The sequence below is a fragment of the Streptococcus sp. HMSC066F10 genome (genome assembly GCF_001813805.1).
Classification (GTDB): Bacteria; Bacillota; Bacilli; order Lactobacillales; family Streptococcaceae; genus Streptococcus; species Streptococcus vaginalis.
The window spans coordinates 43,823-67,236 of sequence record NZ_KV813986.1 but is presented as its reverse complement, the minus strand read 5'-3'; the positions used below and the strand labels follow the sequence as shown (position 1 = coordinate 67,236).

Below are 23,414 nucleotides of genomic sequence, written 5' to 3'. Positions count from 1 at the left end.
CCAGAGATGGAGAGGAGAATCTCGTACTCTCTCAATCTTAGCTTTTCATTACCCCACTACAGTTGACAAAGAGCCACTTTTTTCTATCATTCTCCAAAAACACTTTGAATATCCTCATCCGTTATTCCAATCATAGGGTTGATTTTCAAGAAATTTTCCTCAGTCAAGATATATTTTTCCACAGTTGTTTCCAAATTATTCACAGAAGTGTGTATAACTTTTTCATCAGTTAGGAGGTCTGAAAAGCGTTGGATTAGATAGGTATTGCGAGCTGTACCAGTGTTTTTGACAGCAAAGTCAAAGGCAGACTTTTCCCCAAGAAGAATCAATTTGCTCTTGGCACGGGTGATAGCAGTATAGATAAGATTGCGTTGCAGCATACGGTGGCTGATGGATGTAATCGGTAAAATGACTACAGGAAATTCACTACCCTGAGATTTGTGGATACTCATAGCGTATGCCAGACGAATTTTATACCATTCACTGCGTTGATAAACAATCTCATTGCCGTCAAAGTTGATAGTCAATTCGTCCTGTTTAGAGTCCGTATATTTTGCTGGTAGCAAATCGGTGATATAGCCCAAGTCACCGTTGAACACATTGTTTTCAGCGTCGTTGACCAGATGAATGACCTTGTCGCCTTGTCGATATTGACAATCAGTTGCTTCAAAAATGATTTGTTCTGTTTCGGCAGGGTTGATTAGATTTTGCATGAGTTGATTGATGTGGTCAATCCCAGCCTGTCCGCGGTACATAGGCGCAAGCACCTGCACATCTTGAGCTGGAATGCCACTGCGGATAGCAGCTTCTACAATACGTTCAATCATCTGCGGAATATGTTCACTACGCGCTTCAAAATAAGAACGGTCAGCCTTTTTTTCTATAAAATCAGTTGGCAGGATGCCTTTTTGAATCTGACTGGCTAAGGTAACGATAGTGGAATCTTTGCTTTGTCGATAAATTTTTTCTAATTTGGTCTGTGGAAGAAGAGGGATTTTCAGTAAATCTGCCAGCACTTGTCCGGGGCTGACAGAAGGCAGCTGATCAGCATCTCCGACAATTAGGAGTTTGGTGTTTGATGAAATGTTGCTGAGGAGTTGATTGGCTAACCAAGTATCTACCATTGAAAATTCGTCGACAATAATAAAGTCTGCGTCCAAATAATCATCTAAATGGCTAGTGTCATCGTCTCCTGTCATGCCTAAATGCCGATGAATCGTAGCGCTTGGAAGCCCTGTTAATTCATTCATGCGTCTGGCAGCACGCCCAGTCGGAGCTGCTAGAAGAATAGGCAAATCGTGAGATTTGCGCAAATCCAAACCATGCAGCAGAGCGTAAACAGCAATGATTCCATTGATGACGGTCGTTTTTCCCGTTCCGGGACCACCCGTTAGGATAAAAATTTTGTGATTGATAGCGTCACAAATCGCTTGTTTTTGAATCACATCATAGGAAATGGCAAACTCAATTTCGATTTGGGTAATAGCAGCTTCGATTTTTTCCGGTTCAAATTTGTTTTGCTTCCCTTTTTCTAAAATGCGTAGGAGACTGATGCGAATCCCTTCTTCGGCAAAAAAGAGACTGTTTTCAAAAATCTTTGTATCAACATTTTGAACTTTATCTTCTTCAATCAAACATGTCAGCTCATCCGCAACAGAACTTGGGTCTAATTCAATCTGACGGGAACTTTCGAGGAGTTCAATCGTATGTTCCAGAAGTTCTTTTGCTTCAAGATAAGTGTCGCCCTTTTCCATAGACTGGGTTAGGAGTGTGTGAAGCAGCCCAGCACGAAAACGCTCTGGAGCAGTATTTTCAATTCCTAAGCTTTGTGCCAGTTGGTCGGCAATTTTAAACCCAACCCCTTGGATGTCTTCTACTAATTGGTAAGGAAATTGTTCGACAATTTCGAGAGTTTCTTCCTTGTAAAAATCTTGAATCTGAAAGGCAAGCTTGTTCGGGATACCGTATTCAGATAGCTTGGCAAGGATTCTCTCGGTGCCGTAATTTTGTCTTAGTTTTGTGAGAAAGGCTTCACGGTTTTTAGCAGAAAGACCTGCAATATTCTTTAATTTTTCTGGCTCTGCTAAGACTTTATCAATCGCGTTGTCGCCATAGAGATCCACGATTTTTTGCGCTGTTTTTACACCAATCCCTTTAAAATGGTCGCTTGAAAAATATTTGACTAAGCCTTTGCTGGTTGGTTTTGCACGCTCATAGCGTGTTATTTTGAGTTGTTCACCATATTTAGGGTGTTGCACGAGATTTCCCCAAAAAGTGTAGTCTTCGCCCTCCATAATATCCGCCATGGTGCCCGTGATAATAATCTCAAAATCATCAAAATCTGCATCGGTGTCGTCAATATCTAACAGCAGAATCCGAAAGAAACTGCTGGGATTTTCAAAAATAATGCGTTCAATGGTGCCTGAAAAGTAAAATTCCATCATCTTCCTGTATCAATGTTAAAAGAATGGGAGTGGGACAGAACTAAAAATAGAAAATTTTTAGTTCGTAGTCCCACCCCTGCAAGGGTGCTTAAACAGTTATCAAGCTGTTTAAGGTTGCAGATGAAGAAAACGAAGTTTTCGTCAAAGGTGCTCTTCCGAGCTTGAAAAGCGAATGAAGAGTCCAATCACGGTGGCTTGCTGTGCAAGGCTGATTTCCCGCCTTCAACAATTCACTGAATGTTGAAGCTACGTTATTCGTTTATTCCTAAATCTGATAGAAGCTGGCACACTTTTTGTCCAGCTCCAACGAATCAAAATAGACTTGTTTGGGATTAGAAAGTGCCGATTCTATTCAAAGGCCAGAAACGGAATTTTGCTTCGCCCTGCAATTGATTGGCTTTAAAGGTTCCCACCTGACGGCTGTCTTTTGAGACAAGACGGTCATCTCCTAAAAGCAGGTATTCGTCTTTTGGAACTTCAATGGTAAAGCTAGTGTTCCCATTTGCATCCTGCGTAAAGGCTTGAGCTTTATCTGCTAAAGACTGAAAGAAACTGTTATAGAAATAGGTTGCCTGCAATTTATCGTCTTTGAATTTTGCTAGATAGTTTTTAAGGTAAGTCTCGTTGGTCTTTTTGCCGTTTACATATAATTGGTCGTTTTCGTAGCGGATAGTGTCTCCAGGAAGACCAATCACCCGCTTGACAATTTGCTTAGTTTTTCCATCTTCGTCTTTTTCACTTGCAACGACAATATCAAAGCGATTGACAGGCAGGTGTTTGACAACGAATAGATATTCTCCATTAGCTAAGGTTGGATCCATTGAATGCCCGTCAACCTTGACAGGAACCCAAAGAAAAGCGCGTGATAAGAAAAGAACGGCCATAAAGAGGATAAAAAATCCCCATTCTTTCATAAATTTTGAAAAAGTAGTTGATTTTGTTTGCATAACTTACCTTTCTAGAAGTTTCTTCGCTTTTTCAGTATTTTTAAAATGCAGTTTTGCACTCGCTTCTAAGCCTTTTATGCCGTAGGCTTGAAGAAGCTGACTTGCGATTTTATCGGACTTTGCTCCTGCTCCACTGGGCAATTCATAGCCGAGCTCTTGACTTAAATTTTCAAGATTTTCTAAAAAGAGGTCACGGGCAATCATGGAGCTGACTGCTACGGCTAAGTATTTTCCTTCCGCTTTTTCCTCTAAAGTGAGAGGATTTGAGAAATGATTGCGTTCCTGTTTAACGTATTTCTGATAATTTTTGTCACTTGTGAAAGCATCAATAACAATTTTTTCTGGCTGCACTCCCGTTTGCAAGAGCAGATAAATGGCTTGATTGTGAAGGGCAACCTTGACAGAGACTGCATTATAGCCAGCAGCGATGACTTGGTTGTATTTTTTCGGAGACAATAACAGAGCTTGGTGTTGAATTTTTTCTTTCAACAGAGGAACGATTTGCCTGATTTTTTGGTCTGTCAAAGTTTTAGAATCTCCAACTCTCAGCTTTCGTAAAAAATCATGCTGTTCTGGTGTAACAAAAGACGCTACAACAGTGAGCCCGCCAAAATAAGAGCCATTTCCGACTTCGTCTGTCCCAATCAGAGGACAATTCTGCCAATGAGATGTCGTTTTTTCTTTGGACGCTTGATAGCCCAAAAATTGTGCTGCCTGCTCGGCTTTTTCTCCTTGAAAGAGGACTTTTCCTGAAGTGTAGATGGAGGCAGTTGCCTTATCAAGCTTAAAAAGGTAACGAATATAAGGATTTTTACTAGAAACAAGCTGTGCCTGGTATTGGGCAACAAAATCTTGAATTTGTTTCTCACTGGGTTGTAAGGTAATACTTTCCATATTGTTATTGTACCATAAAAGTGATAAATTTCTTTAAAAACTGACAAAATGGCTTCCTTTTGGTATAATATTTTGAGGTGATTTTATGGCAAACTTAAATCGATACAAATTTATTTTCGGAAAGAAAAGCGTAACCTTAACAACAGAACACGATAATTTATTCATGGAAGAAGTTGAAAAGGTTGCAACAGAAAAATATCACGCAATTAAAGAGAAGATGCCTGCGGCAGATGATGAAACATTAGCTATTTTGCTAGCAGTCAATAGTTTAGCGACGCAATTGTCACGTGAGATTGAGTTCGATGACAAGGAGCAAGAGCTGGAAGAACTTCGTAAAAAAGTGTTAGAAGCCAACAAGCAAAAGGTTAGTGATCAAGAGGGGCCCCTATGATTTCATTAGTAATTTTGCTGATTTTGGCTTGGAGTTTTTACATTGGCTATTCGCGTGGGATTGTTTTGCAGGCTTATTATACTGTTTCGGCGGTTATTTCAGCAATTATTGCAGGGCAACTGTACCAATCTCTAGGTGAACAAATCAATCTTTTAGTTCCCTACGCTAGTGCACAGGAAGGAACATTTACCTATTTCTTTCCCAGCAGCCAATTGTTCCAGTTGGACAAGGTTTTTTATGCCGGTCTGGCTTATCTAGTCATTTACACGATTGTTTATAGCATAGCCCGTTTTATTGGGATTTTTATTCACTTGGTGCCAAACAAGAAAGCCAATGAGCGTTGGTACAATGTTGCTAGTGGTGCTTTAGCTGTTTGCGTCACTTTATTTGGAATTCAAATGCTGCTGACCGTTTTAGCAACGATTCCCTTACCACTTGTTCAAAATCATCTCAATGCCAGTGGTTTAGCTCGATTTATCATCAGTCACACACCAATTACTTCAGGAATGTTGAAACAACTCTGGGTGACCAAAATCATCGGATAAATACAAAGACTCAGTTGGTGGTGCTAGCTGAGTTTCTTTTTCATCAGGAAAGATAAGAATATGAATAGAAAAATTTTAGAAACGTTAGAATTTGGGAAAATCAAGGCGCTCTTTGAACCCTATCTTCTGACAGAACAAGGGTGCTTGGAATTGCAACAGTTGTTCCCGTCCAATAAACAAGAAAGGCTGGAGACAGCATTTTTAGAAATGACGGACATGCAGCAGATTTTTGTGCAGCGTCCGCATTTCAGTCTGGCTGCGACCCAAGACATTACGGGCTTGACCAAGCGCTTGGAGCTGGAAGGCGACTTAAACATTGAAGAATTTCTCGCTCTGAAGCGGGTTTTGGCTGTCACGCAAGAATTGACTGATTTTTATGAGGATTTGGAAAATGTTGAGTTGCAAAGCTTGAATCGGCTTTTTGAAAATTTGGTTTCTTTTCCGAGCTTGCAAGGAGCGTTGCAGGCTATCAATGAGGGCGGATTTGTTGAAAGTTTTGCTAGTGATAATTTGGCTCGCATTCGCCGAAAAATTCAAGAAAATGAAGTTCAAGTGAGAGATATTTTGCAAGATATTCTCAAAACCAAGGGCGATATGTTAGCAGATCAAGTAGTAGCTAGTCGAAACGGTCGCAATGTTTTGCCGGTCAAAAATACATTCCGCAATCGTATCTCAGGCGTGGTGCACGATATTTCTGCCAGTGGAAACACGGTGTATATTGAGCCGCGGGCGGTGGTCAATCTCAATGAAGAAATCACCAATGCGCGGGCAGACGAGCGCTATGAGATTTTGCGGATTTTACAAGAGTTGTCTGACCGCATACGTCCTCATATTGCTGAAATTGCTAATAATGCTTGGATTATCGGACATTTGGATCTAGTTCGGGCAAAAGTGTGTTTTATGCAGGAAAGAGGCGCGGTGGTGCCAATGCTGTCTGATAGTAAGGATATTCGCCTGCTCCATGTTGCTCATCCTCTGATAGAAAATGCAGTAGCCAATGACTTGTACTTTGCGGCGGATTTGACTGAGATTGTCATTACGGGCCCGAATACAGGCGGAAAGACCATTATGCTCAAAACCCTAGGCTTGGCTCAGCTTATGGCACAGTCTGGCCTGCCTATTTTGGCAGATGAAGGGAGTCGAGTGGGGATTTTTGACCAAATCTTTGCGGACATTGGAGACGAGCAGTCTATTGAGCAGAGTTTGTCGACTTTCTCCAGCCATATGACGAACATTGTCTCTATTTTAGAGCAGGCTGATGAGAATGCCTTGGTGCTTTTGGATGAGCTTGGAGCTGGAACCGACCCGCAGGAGGGTGCAGCTCTTGCTATGGCAATTCTTGAAGACTTGCGACTGCGACAGGTCAAGACAATGGCAACGACCCACTATCCAGAGCTTAAGGTCTATGGGATTGAGACTGAGGGAGTGCAAAATGCCAGCATGGAGTTTGATACAGAAAGCCTAAGGCCAACTTATCGTTTTATGCAGGGAGTGCCGGGTCGCTCCAATGCTTTTGAGATTGCAAGGCGTTTAGGTCTGTCTGATAGAGTGGTCAAGGATGCTCAAGAATTGACTGACACGGACAGCGATGTCAATCGCGTTATTGAGCGCTTGGAAGAACAGACATTGGAAAGTCGCAAGCGGTTGGATAATATCCGAGAAGTGGAGCAAGAAAATCTCAAATTTAACCGTGCTCTTAAAAAGCTCTACAATGAGTTCAATCGGGAAAAAGAAACTGAGCTAAATAAGGCAAGGCTGGAAGCGCAGGAAATCATTGATGTGGCGCTGACCGAGAGTGATACGATTCTCAAAAATCTACATGCTAAGTCCAGTCTCAAACCGCACGAAATTATCGAAGCCAAAAGCCAGCTGAAAAAATTGGCTCCTGAAACGGTGGATTTGTCACAGAATAAAGTGTTGAAACAAGCCAAAAAAGCACGGAAACCAAAAGTGGGAGACGATATTCTGGTGATTAGCTACGGTCAGAGAGGCACGCTTGTCAATCAGCTCAAAGACGGTCGCTGGGAAGCACAGGTGGGACTCATCAAGATGACCTTGGAGGAAGCAGAGTTTAACCTGATCAAAGCTGAAAAAGAACAGCCTAAGCGCAAGCAGGTCAATGTGGTGAAACGAACAACCACAAGCGGACCAAGAGCCCGACTGGATTTGCGAGGAAAACGTTATGAAGAAGCCATGCAAGAGCTGGATACCTTTATCGACCAAGCCTTGCTCAACAATATGGCACAGGTGGATATTATTCACGGGATCGGGACGGGCATCATTCGCGAAGGCGTCACCAAATATCTCCGTCGCAATAAGCATGTCAAGAGTTTCGGCTATGCACCGCAAAATGCTGGGGGCAGCGGAGCAACGATTGTGGTGTTTAAGTAATGCAGAGTTGGTGAACAAAGCAAAACTGTTCAGGATAAAAAAGAAAGAATGAAGAGAGGAAACATTTATGAGACAAAAAGGAATACAAGATTCTTGTACAACGATTCTGGTTGGGAAAAAAGCAAGTTATGACGGTTCAACTATCATTGCACGTACAGAAGATTCACAAAATGGTGTGTTTACGCCCAAGAAATTTATTGTTGTTAGCCCAGAAGATCAGCCGCGGCATTACAAGTCTTTACTATCAAGCTTTGAGATAGATTTGCCGGACAATCCAGTTCGCTACACCAGTGTACCGGACGCTCTTGCAAAAGACGGGATTTGGGGTGAAGCTGGTATCAATGTTTACAATGTAGCCATGAGCGAGACAGAGACGATTACCACGAATAGCCGAGTGCTGGGAGCAGATCCTTTGGTGGCGACTGGTATCGGAGAAGAAGACATGCTGACCTTGGTGCTGCCTTATATCAAAACGGCGCGTGAGGGCGTGTTGCGCTTAGGGAAGATTCTTGAAGAATACGGCACCTATGAGTCAAACGGGATTGCCTTTTCTGACGTGAATGAAATCTGGTGGTTGGAGACAATCGGTGGACATCATTGGATAGCTCGCCGGGTGCCCGATGACGCCTATGTGACTAATCCAAACCAGCTGGGAATGGATTATTTTGAGTTTGACAATCCCGAATATTTCCTCTGTGATCCTGATTTGAAAGACTTTATTCATCGCAATCATTTGAATCTCAACTATGAGGGGGAATCTTTCAATCCGCGCTATGCTTTTGGTAGCCAGCGTGACAAAGACCGCCATTACAATACACCGCGTGCTTGGGATATTCAGCGTTTCCTAAATCCAGAAATTGAGCAAGACCCGCGCTCCTTTTTCCTTCCTTGGTGTCAAAAACCCTACCGTAAAATCACGATTGAAGATGTCAAGTATGTCCTTAGCAGCCATTACCAAGACTCTCCTTATGACCCTTATGGCTTAGAAGGCACTCCTCACAGTCGGCGGACCTTCCGCACGATTGGGATTAACCGCACAAGTCAAACATCTATATTGCAGTTGAGACCCAATAAACCACAGGAAACGACGGGCATTCAATGGTTGTCCTATGGCTCTATGCCTTACAATACAGCCGTGCCTTTCTTTACTCAAATTTCCACCACACCGACTTATTTTGCTAATACAGGTGAGAAAGTCTCTACAGATTCGTTCTATTGGACCAATCGCTTAATCGCTGCTTTGGCTGATGCGCATTTTTCTAGTCATCTGGGAGATTTAGATGATTACCAAGAAACAACCATGGCTCTGGGGCATGAAATGTTAGGGCGCGTGGATTGTGCCTTGGAAAAGGGAGAAATAGTTGACTTTGAAGCAGAAAACCAAGCTCTAAGCGATAAGATTCAAGAAGCAACGGATCAACTTCTGAATAAAATCCTGCTAGATGCCAGCAATCTGATGACCAATCATTTTTCTTTGAGCGACTAACTCCATAGCACATTCTGCCCCTACAAATGCTTCGTCTCAAGTAATTGCTAACGAATAGAAGTTCGTTTTTGGAAAATTATTGAATACTAATCTGCGGAGGAGTTTTTCGCTCCGTAGTAAATATTTTGCAAATGCTTCCTTTTAGTGTAGAATGTTGTCAAGAAATGAAATAGAGCGATGACATCGGTCATCGTCAGAGGAGAACAATATGGTAACAGCAATTACAGATGCAAATTTTGCAGAAGAAACAAAAGACGGACTTGTCCTCATTGACTTTTGGGCAGCATGGTGTGGTCCTTGCCGCATGCAGGCACCGATTTTGGAAAAATTAGCCGAAGAGGTGCATGAAGACGAATTGAAAATCTTCAAAATGGACGTGGACGCCAACCCAAATACACCAAGTGAATTTGGAATCATGTCAATCCCGACCCTCATCTTCAAAAAATATGGGCAAGTGGTGAAGCAAGTTGTCGGTGTTCATACCAAAGAACAATTAAAAGCTATTATAGCCGAATTGAGCTAAAAGAGAACGAGGCTGGGACAAAAGTCCAACCTCAAATATAAAAAGCGAACAAAACTAGTTTTCTGGTAATCAGAATTCTGCTTTGTTCGCTTTTCGCATTTAATTTTAAATTTGAAGGGGTTAATAATTAAGATTTTTAAAAATTGAAGTCTTTTTGTCCCAAACTATTTCTCTTTTCAAGATTAGAAGAGTACTTTTGACGAAAATTCGTTTTCATCAGTCACTACCTTTTTGCTAATAGATCAATACACTAATCGGTGCTATAATGAGAATGAAGAAAGATTGTTTCAATCAGAAAGGGCGATTAAATAATGGGAACATTTGGAATAGTAGCTGTATTCGCCATTGTTGTACTCTTACTCATTTGTATCTATCTTCTTTTCAAAGTTATCTTCAAAAAATAAAGTTAGAAGTTAAGTAGGAAATAATTACAAACGAGACAATTTCATTTCGTCCGCGCGGTTGATAAGGCAAACTGATTGTCGTTCACTCCGTCCGCCCGGCAGACGAAGCAAACAAAAAGTAGTTGAGGTCATCCGCCGCGCTGACGGAAAAAGGAGAAGTCATTGAAACGGTCGCTTTAAGTGACAAGTAAAAAAGGAAAGAAGGAATTTATGAAGCAAGAAAAGCTCATTGGATTTAAAATTAGTAACCTTCCTTTCCGTGTTCAATAACAGCCGCAAGCACTATGCGGATATCCTTGCCCGTCGCAAGGGCAAAGAGCCTAAAGCAGAATTGGGTTAATTAAAAAATGAGGTTGGGACTTTTCCAACCTCATTGTATTACGCTTTTTTCCTTTTTCCCCAAATACTTTTTTCTGCAACTGCAGTAAAGAGGGCATCCGTTGAGGAATTGAGCGCCGTTTCACAGGAATCTTGGATAACTCCAATGATGAATCCTACCCCAACGACTTGCATGGCAACATCATTTGAAATACCGAAGAGACTACAAGCAACAGGAATGAGCAAAAGAGAGCCACCTGCCACCCCGGAAGCGCCACAAGCAGAGATAGCGGCGACAATACTGAGGATTAATGCTGTCGCAAAGTCGATCGAAATGCTTAATGTATTGACTGCAGCAAGGGTGAGCACATTGATGGTAATAGCTGCTCCAGCCATGTTAATAGTGGCACCAAGAGGGATAGAAACGGAATAAGTATCTTTGTTGAGTCCTAGTTCTTCACAAAGTTTCATGTTGACAGGAATATTAGCAGCTGAACTACGTGTGAAGAAAGCTGTCACACCACTGACTTTTAAACACCGCAAAACAAGTGGGTAGGGATTTTTTCTCATCAGAACAAAGGCAATGAAAGGGTTGACGACCAGAGCTACAAAAAGCATGATAGCGATTAAAACTGCTAATAAGCTGCCATAGTTAGCCAACACCGCCAACCCTTTGTCAGAAATCGTCTTAAAGACCAAACCAAGAATCCCAAAAGGAGCCAGATTGATAATCCATTCAACGACCTTAGAGGTTACACTTGCCATAGTTTGCAAAAGCTCTTTACTGCTTTTGCTGGCTTCACGCATGGCAAGTCCAAATACCACCGCCCAAGATAATATTCCAATATAGTTTGCGGTGATGAGAGCATTGACTGGATTGTCCACTACTTTGAGCAATAAATTACTGAGGACTCGCCCAATCCCATCTGGTGGTGTAATCTTGGTCTTTGACGCTGTGAGTGTGATGTGTAAAGGAAAAAGGTAGTTAGCTAGCACTGCGACTAAAGCTGCTGAGAATGTTCCCAAAAGATACAAGATAATGATAGTTTTCATGTTGGTTTCTTGTCCTTTTCGATGTTGTGATAGAGCATTGGTCACCAAAGCAAAAACCAACAGTGGAGCAATGCCCTTTAAGCCACCAACAAATATATCTCCCAATAAGCCAATTGCTGACAGCTTAGGACAGGTCAAGCCGAGGACAGCCCCTAATGCAATCCCGATAGCAATACGCTTAATCAAACTAGATTTTTTCCAAGCCAAAACTATTCTTTTCATATCATATAATCCCTTCATGATCATAATGTCTCCCATTATAGTATAAATATTCTGAAAAATCAATCTGTTTTAGATAGAATACACTGGGGGAGTTCGCATTCCCCTGATTCAATTAGGCTCAGATATGGTATAATAGAAATAAGTAGGAGGTAGCTATGCTATTTGCGAACAAGAATGTATTCTCTCGTTATTTTGAAAAACTCAACTGGTCTCATTTGGTAGATGATGTCTTTAGCAAGCTCGTTTCACTTTTGCTCTTGCTAGCTCTCTTTTACCTCGCTAAAAAGCTGGTACATGTACTCGTAAGAAAGATTATCTCACCCTCTTTGAAACTCTCCAGTCAAGACGAAGGGCGGCAAAAGACCCTCACTCGTTTGATTGAAAATTTGCTGAATTACACCCTTTACTTTCTCTTGATTTATTGGATATTAGCGATTTTAGGTTTGCCGGTGTCTAGTTTACTAGCAGGAGCTGGGATTGCTGGGGTGGCAATCGGGATGGGAGCGCAAGGCTTCTTGTCTGATTTAGTCAATGGTTTCTTTATTTTGTTGGAGCGGCAGTTGGATGTCGGAGACAGCGTTCGTCTGACTAATGGCTCGATTAAAATTGCAGGAACAGTTGTGAGTGTCGGAATTCGGACGACACAAGTGCGCGATGCAGATGGCGCTTTGCATTACGTTCCTAATCGCAACATTACCGTCGTCAGCAATTTCTCACGCGGTAATATGCGAGCGCTCATTGATATTCCATTATACGCTCAGACGGATTTGGAGAAGGTCACTCGGATTATCCAGCAGGTCAATCAAGAATATGCGGGCAATCAAGTAGAAATTTTGCAGGAACCGACGATTTTAGGTCCGCAAGTTAGCGAAAATGGTCAATTTTATTTTCGTATTAGTATCACCGTCCAAAGTGGTAGCCAAAGCATCGTTTACCATCAATTTTACAGGCTGTATCATGACGCTTTATTAAAGGAAGGAATTGATTTGCCAACGATTTATGCACCAGCGTAAGCAGAAAGGAGATTATTATGGAAGAACAAGTACCGCATGAAATAAAAACCCCTGCCGGTCACGTCTATCGCTTGAAACAGCCCCTGTATAAGCAGCCTTTGTTTTGGACGACCATCATTAGCTGTGTCATGCTTGTATTCATGACCCTCGTGGTGGCTGGTTTAAGTATTTTTAACTTTGCCGTTCTAGGGCATGGTGCTCGAACTGCAGTTTATCAAGATAGTTATAAACATCACCGTCTGGGAGACAGCGTGCGTTTTGAAAATGGAATAAAAATCACTGTTCAATACATTCATGTGGACTCCAAAGAGCGGATGAAAGGGCAAGCAACAGGAGCAACGATTACCGCCAAAGTCATTATCGAAAATACCTCTAGCGAATCGCTCCCTCTCAATGTCTATGACTTTGATTTACAAGACGAAATGGGAGAATCCTATGTCTTGGATGACGCTACTTTTGACACTGCCAACATAAAAGAGGAGCTTGCGGTGGGCGAAAAGGTGGAATGGAAGCTGATGTATGACGGTGAGGACGGCTCGCAGCAGCCCTATACTCTCGCTTATGACAATGTCAGGTGGGGAGAAGCCAAAAGCGTGAAGTTTTAGAAATTTTCAGCAGAAGAACAGTAAAAGACTGTGGACGAATCTGTCCACAGCCTTTTATCATGCATGTTCGTTTAAACAATCCCTTGAGCAATCATAGCATTGGCGACATTTTCAAAAGCAGCGATGTTTGCTCCTGCTAGATAGTCTTTGCCAAGATTGTAGTTTTCAGCAGTTGTTTTAGCAGTGTTGAAGATGTTGGTCATAATGTCTTTCAGACGAGTGTCTACTTCTTCACGCGTCCATGAGAGACGGAGACTATTTTGGCTCATTTCGAGTGCAGATACAGCAACTCCACCAGCATTGGCGGCTTTAGCAGGACCATAAAGGAGATTATGTTCTTTGTAAACAGCAATGGCGTCAAGATTACTTGGCATGTTAGCACCTTCTGATACACAGAATACGCCTTGCGCTACCAAGCGTTTCGCTGCTTCACCATCGATTTCATTTTGAGTGGCACATGGCAGGGCAATGTCGAATGTACCGTCGTAAGTCCAGACAGAGCCTTCGTGATAAGTAGCACTTGCTCTTTCAGCAGCGTATTCTGTCAGACGAGCACGACGTTTTACTTTCACATCTACCAGAAGATCAAAGTCAATTCCGTCCTTGTCAATGATATAGCCATTTGAATCAGACACAGAAATGACTTTGGCACCGAGGGCAGTTGCTTTTTGCACAGCATATTGAGCTACATTTCCAGCACCGGATACGACAACGGTCTTTCCGTCAAAACTTTCACCGTTTGCTTTGAGCATTTCTTGCGTATAGTAAACAAGACCGTAACCAGTTGCTTCTGGACGGATTAGAGAACCTCCAAATCCAAGTGGTTTACCAGTCAAGACACCAGCATCAAATTGGCGTAGGCGTTTATACTGACCGTAAAGATAGCCAATCTCGCGTCCGCCAACCCCAATATCACCAGCAGGAACGTCAAGAGAAGGACCGATGTATTTTTGCAATTCTGTCATGAAGCTTTGGCAGAAACGCATCACTTCAGCATCTGTCTTGCCTTTCGGATCAAAGTCAGACCCACCTTTACCACCACCGATTGGCAGTCCAGTCAAAACATTTTTAAAGATTTGTTCAAATCCGAGAAATTTCAAAATCCCTTGATTAACCGTTGGGTGGAAACGAAGACCGCCCTTATATGGTCCAACTGAGGAATTAAATTGCACGCGGTAACCGCGATTGACTTGAACTTTGCCGTCGCGATCAACCCAAGGAACACGGAAACTAATCACACGTTCTGGCTCGGTAATGCGTGCCAGAATGTTTTCTTCAATGTATTCAGGATGTTTTTCAAAAACGGGTTCAAGCGTGTTTAAAAATTCTTCCACCGCTTGCAGAAATTCTGCTTCGTGAGCATTGCGAGCTTTCACCAATTCAAAAGTGTTTTGGATATATTCTTTAGCAGTTGTCATAGACTTCTCCTTAAATAAGATACGAGGACGAGTAAAAATCGTACAAAATAGGAGGCTGACGCCGTGTTCGATGAACACAAGGGAGCCTATCTTTTTTGCTAGACTTTCGTCCGAGTTCAGTGTATGTTATATTTTGTTACGTGTGTCATTATAGCAGAAAATTTTTGTGCTGTAAAGAAAAAGTTGAATTTTCTGAAAATTCCGACATAACATTTACAACAAAATCCTGCTCAGCAAAAATTCATTTGCTTATCCCGAACATTTTTTCCTTCTATTCCGTTAAAAGAGTCAGATTTTTGCTTTTAATGGTACAATAGAAAAATGAAAGGAGTATTTCATGTTATCAACTCAAACACAAATCGCTGGTTTTTCTTTTGACAACTGCCTGATGAATGCGGCTGGAGTGGCCTGCATGACGATTGAAGAGTTAGAAGAAGTTAAAGACTCAGCTGCGGGAACCTTTGTCACCAAAACAGCTACTTTGCAAGCGCGAGCAGGAAATCCCGAACCGCGCTACCAAGATGTGCCGCTTGGCTCGATCAATTCAATGGGGCTGCCCAATCATGGACTGGACTATTATTTGAATTACTTGTTAGAATTACAACAGACAGAACCAAACCGAACCTTCTTTTTGTCGCTGGTAGGTCTGTCGCTAGAAGAAACCCATGCTCTTTTGAAAAAGGTGCAAGCTAGTGATTTTAAAGGCTTAACCGAGCTCAATCTATCTTGTCCCAATGTTCCCGGCAAACCACAAATCGCTTATGATTTTGAGACGACGGAAAAGATCTTGAGTGAAGTGTTTGACTATTTCACCAAGCCACTAGGCATTAAATTGCCACCATATTTTGATATGGCACATTTTGATCAAGCGACAGCTATTTTTAACAAATTTCCTCTTTCTTTTGTCAACTGTGTCAATTCAATTGGCAACGGGCTGTATATTAACGATGAAACAGTTGTCATTCGTCCGAAAAAAGGCTTTGGTGGTATTGGTGGTGAATACATCAAACCAACTGCACTTGCTAATGTTCATGCTTTTTATCAACGACTTAATCCTTCGATTCAAATCATCGGTACGGGCGGTGTATTGACAGGGCGGGACGCTTTTGAGCACATTCTTTGTGGAGCCAGTATGGTGCAAGTTGGAACAATGCTGCATAAAGAAGGTGTAGGGGCTTTTGAGCGCATTACAAATGAGCTGAAAGCGATTATGGAAGAAAAAGGCTATGAAAGCATAGAAGATTTTCGTGGGGAATTGCACTATCTGGACTAACCACAAGTGGTATTTGGCAGTTCATTGCCACATCATTCTCAAGAAAGTTCTAATCAAATCCTTATAACATTTTAGGAATTTGTGAGAAAATAAGAACAAAGAAATGAGGTATTTTTATGGCTGAAATTTATCTAGCAGGTGGCTGCTTTTGGGGTTTGGAAGAATATTTTTCCCGTATTACAGGTGTGACTGATACGACTGTCGGCTATGCCAATGGGCAGGTGGAATCTACCAATTACCAGTTGATTCATCAGACCGACCATGCTGAAACCGTTCATGTGACTTATGATGAAAATTTGGTTAGCTTGCGAGAAATTCTGCTCTATTATTTTCGGGTGATTAATCCGCTGTCCATCAATAAGCAAGGAAATGATGTCGGACGTCAGTACCGCACAGGGATTTATTATACAAAAGATATTGATGTATCAGTCATTAACGAAGTCGTGAAAGAGCAAAAGCGTCAATTCGGTCAGAAGATTGCGGTGGAAGTAGAACCGCTGCGCCATTATGTATTGGCAGAGGATTATCATCAAGATTACCTCAAGAAAAATCCTGGTGGTTATTGCCATATCAATGTTAATGACGCCTATCAGCCTTTAGTGGATCCGGGACAGTATGAGAAACCGAGTGAAAATGCTTTAAAGGAAAACTTGTCCGAGGAAGCCTATCAGGTCACTCAACATGCCGCAACCGAACGACCATTTCATAACGAATATTTTGCAACGTTTGAAGAAGGCATTTATGTGGATGTGACGACGGGAGAACCGCTTTTCTTTGCCAGTGATAAGTTTGATGCTGGTTGTGGCTGGCCGAGTTTTACAAGACCGATTGCCAAAGATGTGATCAAGTATTATCAAGATAAAAGTCACGGTATGGAGCGGATTGAGGTGCGGTCGCGTTCAGGAAATGCACACTTAGGTCATGTTTTCACAGATGGTCCACAGGATCAAGGTGGACTTCGCTACTGTATCAATTCTGCGGCATTGCGCTTTATTAAAAAAGAAGACATGGAAGCTGCAGGATATGGCTATTTACTTTCCTATATGAAGTAAAGTCGGTAGAATAAACAAGAAACGAAGTTAGACAATCCTAGTTGCTTCGCAATCACCTCTATAAGCGCAGGGCTGGACAATAATCGCCAGTTTGAAAACTGATTATGTACGAAACAAACGTTGTAGTGATTGATTGCTCAAAGTATTGCAGATAGGATTTGCGGAGTAAATTTCAATGTTTTTCCTATTTTTTAAAGCTTGCTATTTAGGGCAGATTTTGCTACAATAACTAAAAAATTCAATGAAAACATATAATCTCCATAATAAGGTTGGAGAGTTTCTACCGTCTTACCGTAAATAAGCGTGGCTTTGTCCTTAGTTATGTTGGCAGATACAAATAGAGCATAGGGTAATGTGAAATGATTGTCCCACACGATTTTTGTTTTTGCGATTGCTACGCTGACGAATGCGCAGTAATTGAATGCCTTGTGACTCTTATTTAAAGGAGAAGCGATGAAAGCATTTAAACAGGTGAATTTGGTGACATGTGACGCAGATTTTCATGTCTATCGAAATGGGCTGCTAGTGGTAAACGAGGACAAGATTGTTTATTGTGGGAATGAGGACGCCACTTGGGAAGCGCGGGCAGATGAGACAGTAGATTGTGAGGGAGCCTGGCTTATGCCTGGTCTAGTCAATTGCCATACCCACTCTGCTATGACCACCCTTCGTGGCATTCGAGATGACAGCAATCTCCATGAATGGCTAGAAGATTATATCTGGCCGGCAGAAAGCGAGTTTACACCAGAGGTCACAACAAAAGCTGTCAAGCTGGCGCTTACGGAAATGCTTCAGACTGGGACGACGACCTTTAATGATATGTACAATCCCAACGGTGTTGAAATTGGGCAGATTCATGAAGTGGTGGAACGCTCTAAAATGCGTTGTTATTTTTCACCGACTTTGTTTAGCTCCGATATGGAGACGACGGAAGAAACCTTAGCGCGTACTCGGACTATTATTGAGGAAATTCTGTCCTACAACGATGATCGCTTTAAAGTAATGGTAGCACCACATGCGCCATATAGTTGCAGTAAGGATTTGCTAAAAGGAAGCTTGGAGCTGGCGCGTGAATTACAACTGAAATTGCATATCCACGTGGCAGAAACACAAGCAGAAAATGGCATAATTTTAGAGCGCTATGGAAAACGCCCACTTGCTTTCTTGAAAGAATTAGGCTATCTGGAACATGAGGGGATTTTTGCCCACGGTGTGGAATTAAATGAGCGAGAAATTGAAGAACTAACAGCCTCTAAGATTCATATCGCCCACAATCCCATCAGCAATCTCAAATTAGCATCTGGCATCGCTCCCGTAACAGACTTGATTCAAGCTGGCGTGACAGTCGGACTTGCAACGGGCTCGGTCGCTTCCAATAATAATTTGGATATGTTTGAAGAAAGTCGTACTGCTGCTCTTTTACAAAAAATGCGCACAGGTGGCGCCACTCAATTTACCATTGAGCAGGCTTTGAAAACAATGACAATTGAAGGTGCCAAAGCGCTCGGCATGGATGATCAAATCGGCAGTCTAGAAGTTGGCAAACAAGCAGATTTTTTAATCATTCAGCCAAAAGGTAAAGTACATTTGTATCCAGAAGAAAAGATGCTTTCCCATCTCATCTATGCTGTCAAGGGAAATGATGTTAAAGATGTCTATATAGCAGGTGAGCAAGTTGTAAAAGACGGACAAGTCCTGACGATGGATGTAGTTATGTAAAAATGAAAGTTCTAAAGGAATCTTTGAAGAACCTCTTTGACACAATAGAGGTTCTTTCTTTATAAATATTTCAGACAAATTAGTAAGTCCATCTTGTATTGTATAGTAAAAATTAGAGGTTCGTAACAATTGTTCTAACCTCTAATTTTTGTAATAAGTATAACAAGCTTATGAGCCATAATGAAGCTAAATGGATAAAAACTCCTTTTGCAGACAAAGCGCAACACCAGCTGTTGCACCAGTGAAGTCATTGTAAGGCTCGATAATGAGTTCAGGCAAGTCTTTGAAGAGTAGTTTTGGTTGTTGTGAGATTTCTTGATAGAAAGCTGCAATGACTTTGTCATCAGTCAAGATGGGACTGTGCAGATAAATTTTCTTTGCATCAATCATCATGCTAAGGTTTAGCAGGGATTGTGCCAAATACTTAAATGCCAAATGAAGGAGATTGAGAATAGCTTGGTCTCCTAAGTTATATGCTGTGAGGATAGTTTGAATCGTGATCTCTTCTTTATCTGTGACAAGTGATTTTAAATGTGTCAACTCCGCAGTTTCAAAGATGATTTTTGCTTTTTTTATCAGCCAGCTTTCACTAGCATAAGTCTGCAAACAGCCTCTGCGTCCACAACCACAGACTTCTCCGTCAGGACAAACGACGGTATGACCAATTTCGCCGATGACAATATTGCTTTTGCCGTAGATTTTGCCATTGTACATATAAGAGCAGTGCATACCCCGTGCAAAATGAAAATAGATAAAATTCTCATCCAGTTGGTAAGCAGAAAAAAGGCGTTTTGCTAGTGCCATGCAATTGACATTATTAGAAAAGTAAATTGGAAAAGAAAACTCGTTTTTAATCTTCGCTAGATCAAATTGTTTCCATGTTTGATTGTTTGTTGTAATCAAATCATTGTGCAAATAGCGTCCAGGGATAGCTACTCCCACGGCTTGAATTGTATAGGAATTGTTCCGAAAAATAAATTGTTCAAGTAAATGACAAAATAAATCAGCGTCTTCTGCTAGAATTTTTTCCGAGGTGACGGTTGCTTTATCTTTATCAATCACATTTCCTGTATTATCACTCAACACAAAAGAAAAGTATTTTTCAGACAGTTCACAACCGATGAAATAAGAGTACTGTTTTTTTATACCCAAGAGGATTTTCTTTCGCCCGACTTTTGTGTGTTCTTCATCTTCCCCCAGCTCATACAGCAGTTTTTCTTGGATCAAACTTCCTGTAATCGCACTAACTGTAGCAGGAGTAATGCCCGTCTCTTTTGAAATATCAATGCGAGAAATTGGCCCCTTGGCGTAAATTTTATCTAAAATAATTGTTCGTAATTCAGCTTGTTTTTTCGTTTGATTCATTATCTACCATCCTTCCCTGCATCTATTATATATTGATTATAAAAAATTATCAAATATAAGTGAAAGCGCTTGACTTTTTTGGATAATTGTTTTAAAATATAATTAAAAAGCGAGATAAAGTTGATTTTGTCTGCTATTTAATAATATATTATAATCAAAGGAGATTGTAAAGATGGACAAATTTTTACAAGCAAAACTAATGCCTATTGCTATTAAGTTGGGGAACAATAAAGGCTTAGTAGCAATTCGAGACGGCATTACGCTTGCGGTACCATTACTGTTGATTGGTTCTTTGTTTATGGTCATTGCTAGTTTTCCTGTTCCAGGATGGGAAGCTTATTTGACAAAAATTGGGGTTTCTGCCTATCTATGGAAAGGCGTGGATAGTAGTTTTGGTCTGATTGGTTTGGTAGCCAGTTTTGGAATTGCCTACTATATGAGCCGTCAATACAAAGTGGATGGGATTCCTTCTGGGATTATCTCGCTTGCTGCCTTTATCACAGTGACACCATTTCTTGCTACTAAAACAGGAAATGGTGTTCCCACAGCATTTTTAGCTTCACAAGGCCTTTTTGTAGCAATCATTCTTGGTTTGGTAAATGGTTATATCTATCAATGGTTCATCAATCATAATGTCCAAATTAAAATGCCTGATGGTGTTCCACCGGCAGTTTCAAAAAGTTTCAGCGCCATTATTCCAGGTGCAGTGATTATCACAGGCTGGTTGTTGGTTTATGCCCTTTTAGCCAGTTTAAAACTACCAAATTTGCATGCGGTAGCTCAAACTGTTTTAGGAAAACCGCTAGGCCTACTAGGTAATAATTTATTTGGTTTGATGATTCTAGTTGCTTTAAATAGTTCATTCTGGTTTGTTGGACTTCACGGAGGGAATGTCGTCAATGCAGTTATGAAACCATTATGGCTTTCGAACCTCGATGCCAATAAAGTTGCTTATCAAGCAGGAGAAAAATTGCCGCATATTTTTACCAGTGTCTTTATGGATAACTTTGTCTTTATTGGTGGCGGAGGTGCTACCATTGGACTTGTATTGGCACTTGGTTATTTAGCGAAAAAGAAAAAATCAAGCAAACAAATCAAAGCACTGGCACCTATTACGGTAGTTCCAGGCTTGTTCAATATCAATGAGCCAACCATGTTTGGTGTGCCAATTGTCTTAAATATCTTGCTTCTGTTTCCATTCATTTTGGCACCGATTGCGAATCTCATCGTTGCGTGGTCATCCATGGCGAGTGGTCTGGTACCGTTAACATATACTGACCCAGGTTGGACAACTCCTCCGATTATTAGTGGCTTGCTGGCAACGGGAAGTTTTAAAGCGTCTATTTTACAAGCTGTTCTTATTGTGATGGATATTTTAATCTATATCCCATTTGTGATTGCTATTGAAAAACGCTTTAAAGCAGAAGAAAATCAGTAGGGAGATGAGAGTATGAAACGACTCATTAGTGCAAACCCTTCGGAAATTCTAAGCATGACTGCCCAAGAGCTTAAGCAAAGCATTCAAGCGAGTGAAGGGCGGGTTGTCTTATCTGAAAATGTGGTCATTCGTGAAACCTTTATCGGAGATATCACCAATGCTGAAATTGCAAGAGCTTTCGGCGCAGATATGATTTTACTGAATTGTTTAGATGTTTTTCAGCCAGAAATATTTGGTTTGGATTGTGAAAAAGAGAAAATTGTTCACGAATTGCATCGTTTGGTAGGCGCTCCAATCGGTGTGAATTTGGAGCCTATTGATCTACAAGCGGATATGTTGGAAGAAGTGCAAGTGATTGCTGCCGGTCGGCAAGCTAGTCAGGCTTCTTTTGAACAAATTGAAAAATTAGGTTTTGATTTTGTTTGTTTGACAGGTAATCCAGGAACAGGAGTTAGCAATAAAGAAATTATTGATGCAGTAAAATTAGCTAAGCAGCATTTTTCAGGTTTGATTATAGCTGGGAAAATGCACGGTGCAGGGGTATCTGAGCCGGTTGCAGACATTCAGATAGCTGAACAATTATTAGAAGCTGGTGCAGATGTGATTTTGGTGCCAGCGGTTGGTACAGTTCCTGCTTTTAGTGATGAAGAAATGAGAGCTGTCGTAGATCTAGTACATAGCAAAAGAGGTTTAGTCTTAAGCGCTATTGGCACTAGCCAAGAGACGTCAGATATTGAAACAATTAAACAAATCGCACTTCGTAATAAAATTTGTGGTGTTGATATTCAACATATTGGGGATGCAGGCTATGGTGGTTTGGCAGTAGTGGATAATATTTATGCACTGAGCAATACTATTCGTGGCATTCGACATACTGTGTCACGTTTAGCAAGATCCGTTAATCGGTAGAAAGGATCGTTGACTTTAATGAATAGAAAGGAACAATTATGACTAAAGTTACCATTATGTTGGCATGTGCTGCGGGTATGAGTACCAGCTTGCTTGTGACAAAAATGCAAGCTGCAGCCGATGAAAAAGGATTAGATGCAGAAATTTTTGCAGTTCCAGCACCAGAAGTAGATGATATCCTTTCTGAGAAGAAAGTAGATGTTTTGTTATTAGGTCCACAGGTGCGCTATCTTTTAGATCAATTCACAGAAAAGTTAGCTCAAAAGAATATCTCAGTTGGAGTTATCCCAATGGTGGATTATGGCATGATGAACGGTCCACAGGTGCTAGCGTTAGCTGAGGAACTGATCGGAGGCTAGAAGATTGATATGGAAAATTCAAATTTAGAAAGTATCATGTCCCTCATTATGTATGGTGGCGAGGCGAAGAGCAATGCTTTTGAAGCGATTCAAAAAGCTAAGAACGGTCTCTTTGAAGAAGCACATGAAAAGTTAAAAGCAGCAGATGAGGCATTAGTTTTAGCACACAAGTCACAGACAGTGATGCTGACACAAGAAGCTCAAGGTGAAAAAATTGAGCTCAGTCTTTTGATGGTGCATGCTCAAGATCACTTGATGACGAGCTTAACGTTTATTGATTTAGCAAAAGAAGTTGTTGCAGTGTATGAACGACTAAATCAAATGGTTAAATAATCTAATAACATTCTCTTTAAGAACTTTGATAGGTTGAACGACTTGTCAAAGTTTTTTTAAATAATTAACAGACGATTATTTTATTTATCACCTGATAATTATTTAAAAAAGTTTTAGAAACCGCTTGCAATAAAATAAATTTGTGCTATACTTAATTTACGGATTGTTACTGGTCATGCAGGCAAAACCTAGACAAATACGAGATATAAGGTAGGAAAGCTACTTTCTATTTGGTATGTGTTTAGGTTTTTTTGTTACCGTTGTTCTATATTTATATGTGCAACAACACAGCTGACCTAAAAAATAAAGGAG

General features: G+C 41.1%; 20 protein-coding genes and 1 riboswitch. Of the genes, 14 read left to right on the top strand and 6 right to left on the bottom strand.

The annotated features are described in order from the left end of the window. Nucleotides 1-86: 86 nt before the first annotated feature. The 3 genes from HMPREF2933_RS06245 to rnhC form a co-directional block, all read right to left on the bottom strand. Entirely contained in the window at nt 87-2,441 is a 2,355-nt protein-coding gene (locus HMPREF2933_RS06245) for an SF1B family DNA helicase RecD2 (RefSeq protein ID WP_024052471.1), read from the bottom strand. A gap of 335 nt (nt 2,442-2,776) precedes the next feature. After that, nucleotides 2,777-3,391 (bottom strand): signal peptidase I, encoded by a 615-nt coding sequence (gene lepB / locus HMPREF2933_RS06240; protein WP_024052470.1) that lies wholly within the window; start codon nt 3,389-3,391, stop codon nt 2,777-2,779. 3 nt (nt 3,392-3,394) lie between these two features. After that, on the bottom strand, nt 3,395-4,285 hold the full coding sequence (rnhC, locus tag HMPREF2933_RS06235) for a ribonuclease HIII (RefSeq protein ID WP_024052469.1): 891 nt from the start codon (nt 4,283-4,285) through the stop codon (nt 3,395-3,397). An 85-nt stretch (nt 4,286-4,370) separates the two neighbouring features. Between rnhC and HMPREF2933_RS06230 the strand changes: the two genes are divergently transcribed. From HMPREF2933_RS06230 to trxA, 5 genes are all read left to right on the top strand, one after another. Next, nucleotides 4,371-4,676, top strand: a complete 306-nt coding sequence (locus HMPREF2933_RS06230; RefSeq protein ID WP_024052468.1) for a hypothetical protein — start codon at nt 4,371-4,373, stop codon at nt 4,674-4,676. Then, the gene (locus HMPREF2933_RS06225) at nt 4,673-5,221 is read left to right on the top strand and encodes a CvpA family protein (protein ID WP_003033009.1); all 549 of its coding nucleotides are present in this window, start codon (nt 4,673-4,675) and stop codon (nt 5,219-5,221) included. The genes HMPREF2933_RS06230 and HMPREF2933_RS06225 overlap by 4 nt, the downstream gene beginning before the upstream one ends. 60 nt (nt 5,222-5,281) lie before the next feature. Next, nucleotides 5,282-7,612 carry an endonuclease MutS2 gene (locus tag HMPREF2933_RS06220; protein ID WP_024052467.1) on the top strand — a complete coding sequence of 777 codons (2,331 nt, stop codon included), beginning with the start codon at nt 5,282-5,284 and terminating at the stop codon, nt 7,610-7,612. Nucleotides 7,613-7,679: 67 nt separating this feature from the next. Beyond that, entirely contained in the window at nt 7,680-9,098 is a 1,419-nt protein-coding gene (locus HMPREF2933_RS06215) for a C69 family dipeptidase (protein WP_024052466.1), read from the top strand. A gap of 208 nt (nt 9,099-9,306) precedes the next feature. Next, nucleotides 9,307-9,621 carry a thioredoxin gene (gene trxA, locus HMPREF2933_RS06210; protein ID WP_024052465.1) on the top strand — a complete coding sequence of 105 codons (315 nt, stop codon included), beginning with the start codon at nt 9,307-9,309 and terminating at the stop codon, nt 9,619-9,621. 782 nt (nt 9,622-10,403) lie between these two features. On the opposite strand, the gene sstT is transcribed toward trxA, so the two are convergent. After that, the gene (sstT, locus tag HMPREF2933_RS06205; protein ID WP_101749808.1) at nt 10,404-11,618 is read right to left on the bottom strand and encodes a serine/threonine transporter SstT; all 1,215 of its coding nucleotides are present in this window, start codon (nt 11,616-11,618) and stop codon (nt 10,404-10,406) included. A 155-nt stretch (nt 11,619-11,773) separates the two neighbouring features. Here sstT and HMPREF2933_RS06200 point away from each other — a divergent pair, with 155 nt between their 5' ends. Continuing rightward, nucleotides 11,774-12,631 (top strand): mechanosensitive ion channel family protein, encoded by an 858-nt coding sequence (locus tag HMPREF2933_RS06200; protein ID WP_024052463.1) that lies wholly within the window; start codon nt 11,774-11,776, stop codon nt 12,629-12,631. Between the two features lie 17 nt (nt 12,632-12,648). Continuing rightward, entirely contained in the window at nt 12,649-13,236 is a 588-nt protein-coding gene (locus HMPREF2933_RS06195) for a DUF4352 domain-containing protein (RefSeq protein WP_024052462.1), read from the top strand. 71 nt (nt 13,237-13,307) lie between these two features. Here the strand turns inward: HMPREF2933_RS06195 and gdhA are convergent, their stop codons facing one another. After that, nucleotides 13,308-14,654, bottom strand: a complete 1,347-nt coding sequence (gene gdhA, locus HMPREF2933_RS06190) for an NADP-specific glutamate dehydrogenase (RefSeq protein WP_070242075.1) — start codon at nt 14,652-14,654, stop codon at nt 13,308-13,310. 337 nt (nt 14,655-14,991) lie between these two features. On the opposite strand from gdhA, the gene HMPREF2933_RS06185 reads away from it, so the two are divergent. The 3 genes from HMPREF2933_RS06185 to HMPREF2933_RS06175 all read left to right on the top strand — a co-directional run bounded on the left by HMPREF2933_RS06185 (nt 14,992) and on the right by HMPREF2933_RS06175 (nt 18,698). Continuing rightward, nucleotides 14,992-15,927, top strand: a complete 936-nt coding sequence (locus HMPREF2933_RS06185; protein WP_070242072.1) for a dihydroorotate oxidase — start codon at nt 14,992-14,994, stop codon at nt 15,925-15,927. Nucleotides 15,928-16,043: 116 nt separating this feature from the next. After that, the gene (gene msrB, locus HMPREF2933_RS06180; RefSeq protein WP_024052459.1) at nt 16,044-16,979 is read left to right on the top strand and encodes a peptide-methionine (R)-S-oxide reductase MsrB; all 936 of its coding nucleotides are present in this window, start codon (nt 16,044-16,046) and stop codon (nt 16,977-16,979) included. A gap of 227 nt (nt 16,980-17,206) precedes the next feature. Then, a riboswitch (purine riboswitch) is annotated at nt 17,207-17,309 on the top strand. A gap of 123 nt (nt 17,310-17,432) precedes the next feature. Then, nucleotides 17,433-18,698 (top strand): TRZ/ATZ family protein, encoded by a 1,266-nt coding sequence (locus HMPREF2933_RS06175; RefSeq protein WP_024052458.1) that lies wholly within the window; start codon nt 17,433-17,435, stop codon nt 18,696-18,698. 186 nt (nt 18,699-18,884) lie between these two features. Here HMPREF2933_RS06175 and HMPREF2933_RS06170 read toward each other — a convergent pair whose 3' ends face one another. Beyond that, nucleotides 18,885-20,063 (bottom strand): ROK family transcriptional regulator, encoded by a 1,179-nt coding sequence (locus tag HMPREF2933_RS06170; protein WP_024052457.1) that lies wholly within the window; start codon nt 20,061-20,063, stop codon nt 18,885-18,887. 172 nt (nt 20,064-20,235) lie between these two features. Between HMPREF2933_RS06170 and HMPREF2933_RS06165 the strand changes: the two genes are divergently transcribed. Genes HMPREF2933_RS06165 through HMPREF2933_RS06150 form a run of 4 tightly spaced genes read left to right on the top strand, consistent with a single transcriptional unit; the run spans nt 20,236 to nt 23,102 of the window. Next, nucleotides 20,236-21,501: a PTS sugar transporter subunit IIC gene (locus HMPREF2933_RS06165; RefSeq protein ID WP_024052456.1), complete on the top strand. Its 1,266-nt coding sequence runs from the start codon at nt 20,236-20,238 to the stop codon at nt 21,499-21,501. Between the two features lie 12 nt (nt 21,502-21,513). Continuing rightward, a complete protein-coding gene (locus HMPREF2933_RS06160; protein ID WP_024052455.1) occupies nt 21,514-22,410 on the top strand; it encodes a DUF7916 family protein in 897 nt (298 codons plus the stop codon). A gap of 38 nt (nt 22,411-22,448) precedes the next feature. After that, complete coding sequence (locus HMPREF2933_RS06155; RefSeq protein WP_070672635.1) at nt 22,449-22,769, top strand: PTS sugar transporter subunit IIB; 321 nt, start codon at nt 22,449-22,451, stop codon at nt 22,767-22,769. Between the two features lie 9 nt (nt 22,770-22,778). Further along, the gene (locus tag HMPREF2933_RS06150) at nt 22,779-23,102 is read left to right on the top strand and encodes a PTS sugar transporter subunit IIA (RefSeq protein ID WP_003070913.1); all 324 of its coding nucleotides are present in this window, start codon (nt 22,779-22,781) and stop codon (nt 23,100-23,102) included. The last annotated feature ends 312 nt before the right edge of the window (nt 23,103-23,414 follow it).

Excerpts from the sequence above, each read along its gene's own strand:
- HMPREF2933_RS06185 (WP_070242072.1), top strand. The coding sequence starts at position 14,992 with ATGTTATCAACTCAAACACAAATCGCTGGTTTTTCTTTTGACAACTGC.
- HMPREF2933_RS06215 (WP_024052466.1), top strand. The coding sequence starts at position 7,680 with ATGAGACAAAAAGGAATACAAGATTCTTGTACAACGATTCTGGTTGGG.
- HMPREF2933_RS06170 (WP_024052457.1), bottom strand. The coding sequence starts at position 20,063 with ATGAATCAAACGAAAAAACAAGCTGAATTACGAACAATTATTTTAGAT.
- gdhA (WP_070242075.1), bottom strand. The coding sequence starts at position 14,654 with ATGACAACTGCTAAAGAATATATCCAAAACACTTTTGAATTGGTGAAA.
- HMPREF2933_RS06155 (WP_070672635.1), top strand. The coding sequence starts at position 22,449 with ATGACTAAAGTTACCATTATGTTGGCATGTGCTGCGGGTATGAGTACC.
- HMPREF2933_RS06160 (WP_024052455.1), top strand. The coding sequence starts at position 21,514 with ATGAAACGACTCATTAGTGCAAACCCTTCGGAAATTCTAAGCATGACT.
- HMPREF2933_RS06165 (WP_024052456.1), top strand. The coding sequence starts at position 20,236 with ATGGACAAATTTTTACAAGCAAAACTAATGCCTATTGCTATTAAGTTG.
- HMPREF2933_RS06230 (WP_024052468.1), top strand. The coding sequence starts at position 4,371 with ATGGCAAACTTAAATCGATACAAATTTATTTTCGGAAAGAAAAGCGTA.
- msrB (WP_024052459.1), top strand. The coding sequence starts at position 16,044 with ATGGCTGAAATTTATCTAGCAGGTGGCTGCTTTTGGGGTTTGGAAGAA.
- HMPREF2933_RS06150 (WP_003070913.1), top strand. The coding sequence starts at position 22,779 with ATGGAAAATTCAAATTTAGAAAGTATCATGTCCCTCATTATGTATGGT.
- lepB (WP_024052470.1), bottom strand. The coding sequence starts at position 3,391 with ATGCAAACAAAATCAACTACTTTTTCAAAATTTATGAAAGAATGGGGA.
- sstT (WP_101749808.1), bottom strand. The coding sequence starts at position 11,618 with ATGAAAAGAATAGTTTTGGCTTGGAAAAAATCTAGTTTGATTAAGCGT.
- HMPREF2933_RS06175 (WP_024052458.1), top strand. The coding sequence starts at position 17,433 with ATGAAAGCATTTAAACAGGTGAATTTGGTGACATGTGACGCAGATTTT.
- HMPREF2933_RS06200 (WP_024052463.1), top strand. The coding sequence starts at position 11,774 with ATGCTATTTGCGAACAAGAATGTATTCTCTCGTTATTTTGAAAAACTC.
- HMPREF2933_RS06225 (WP_003033009.1), top strand. The coding sequence starts at position 4,673 with ATGATTTCATTAGTAATTTTGCTGATTTTGGCTTGGAGTTTTTACATT.
- HMPREF2933_RS06195 (WP_024052462.1), top strand. The coding sequence starts at position 12,649 with ATGGAAGAACAAGTACCGCATGAAATAAAAACCCCTGCCGGTCACGTC.
- trxA (WP_024052465.1), top strand. The coding sequence starts at position 9,307 with ATGGTAACAGCAATTACAGATGCAAATTTTGCAGAAGAAACAAAAGAC.
- rnhC (WP_024052469.1), bottom strand. The coding sequence starts at position 4,285 with ATGGAAAGTATTACCTTACAACCCAGTGAGAAACAAATTCAAGATTTT.
- HMPREF2933_RS06245 (WP_024052471.1), bottom strand. The coding sequence starts at position 2,441 with ATGGAATTTTACTTTTCAGGCACCATTGAACGCATTATTTTTGAAAAT.
- HMPREF2933_RS06220 (WP_024052467.1), top strand. The coding sequence starts at position 5,282 with ATGAATAGAAAAATTTTAGAAACGTTAGAATTTGGGAAAATCAAGGCG.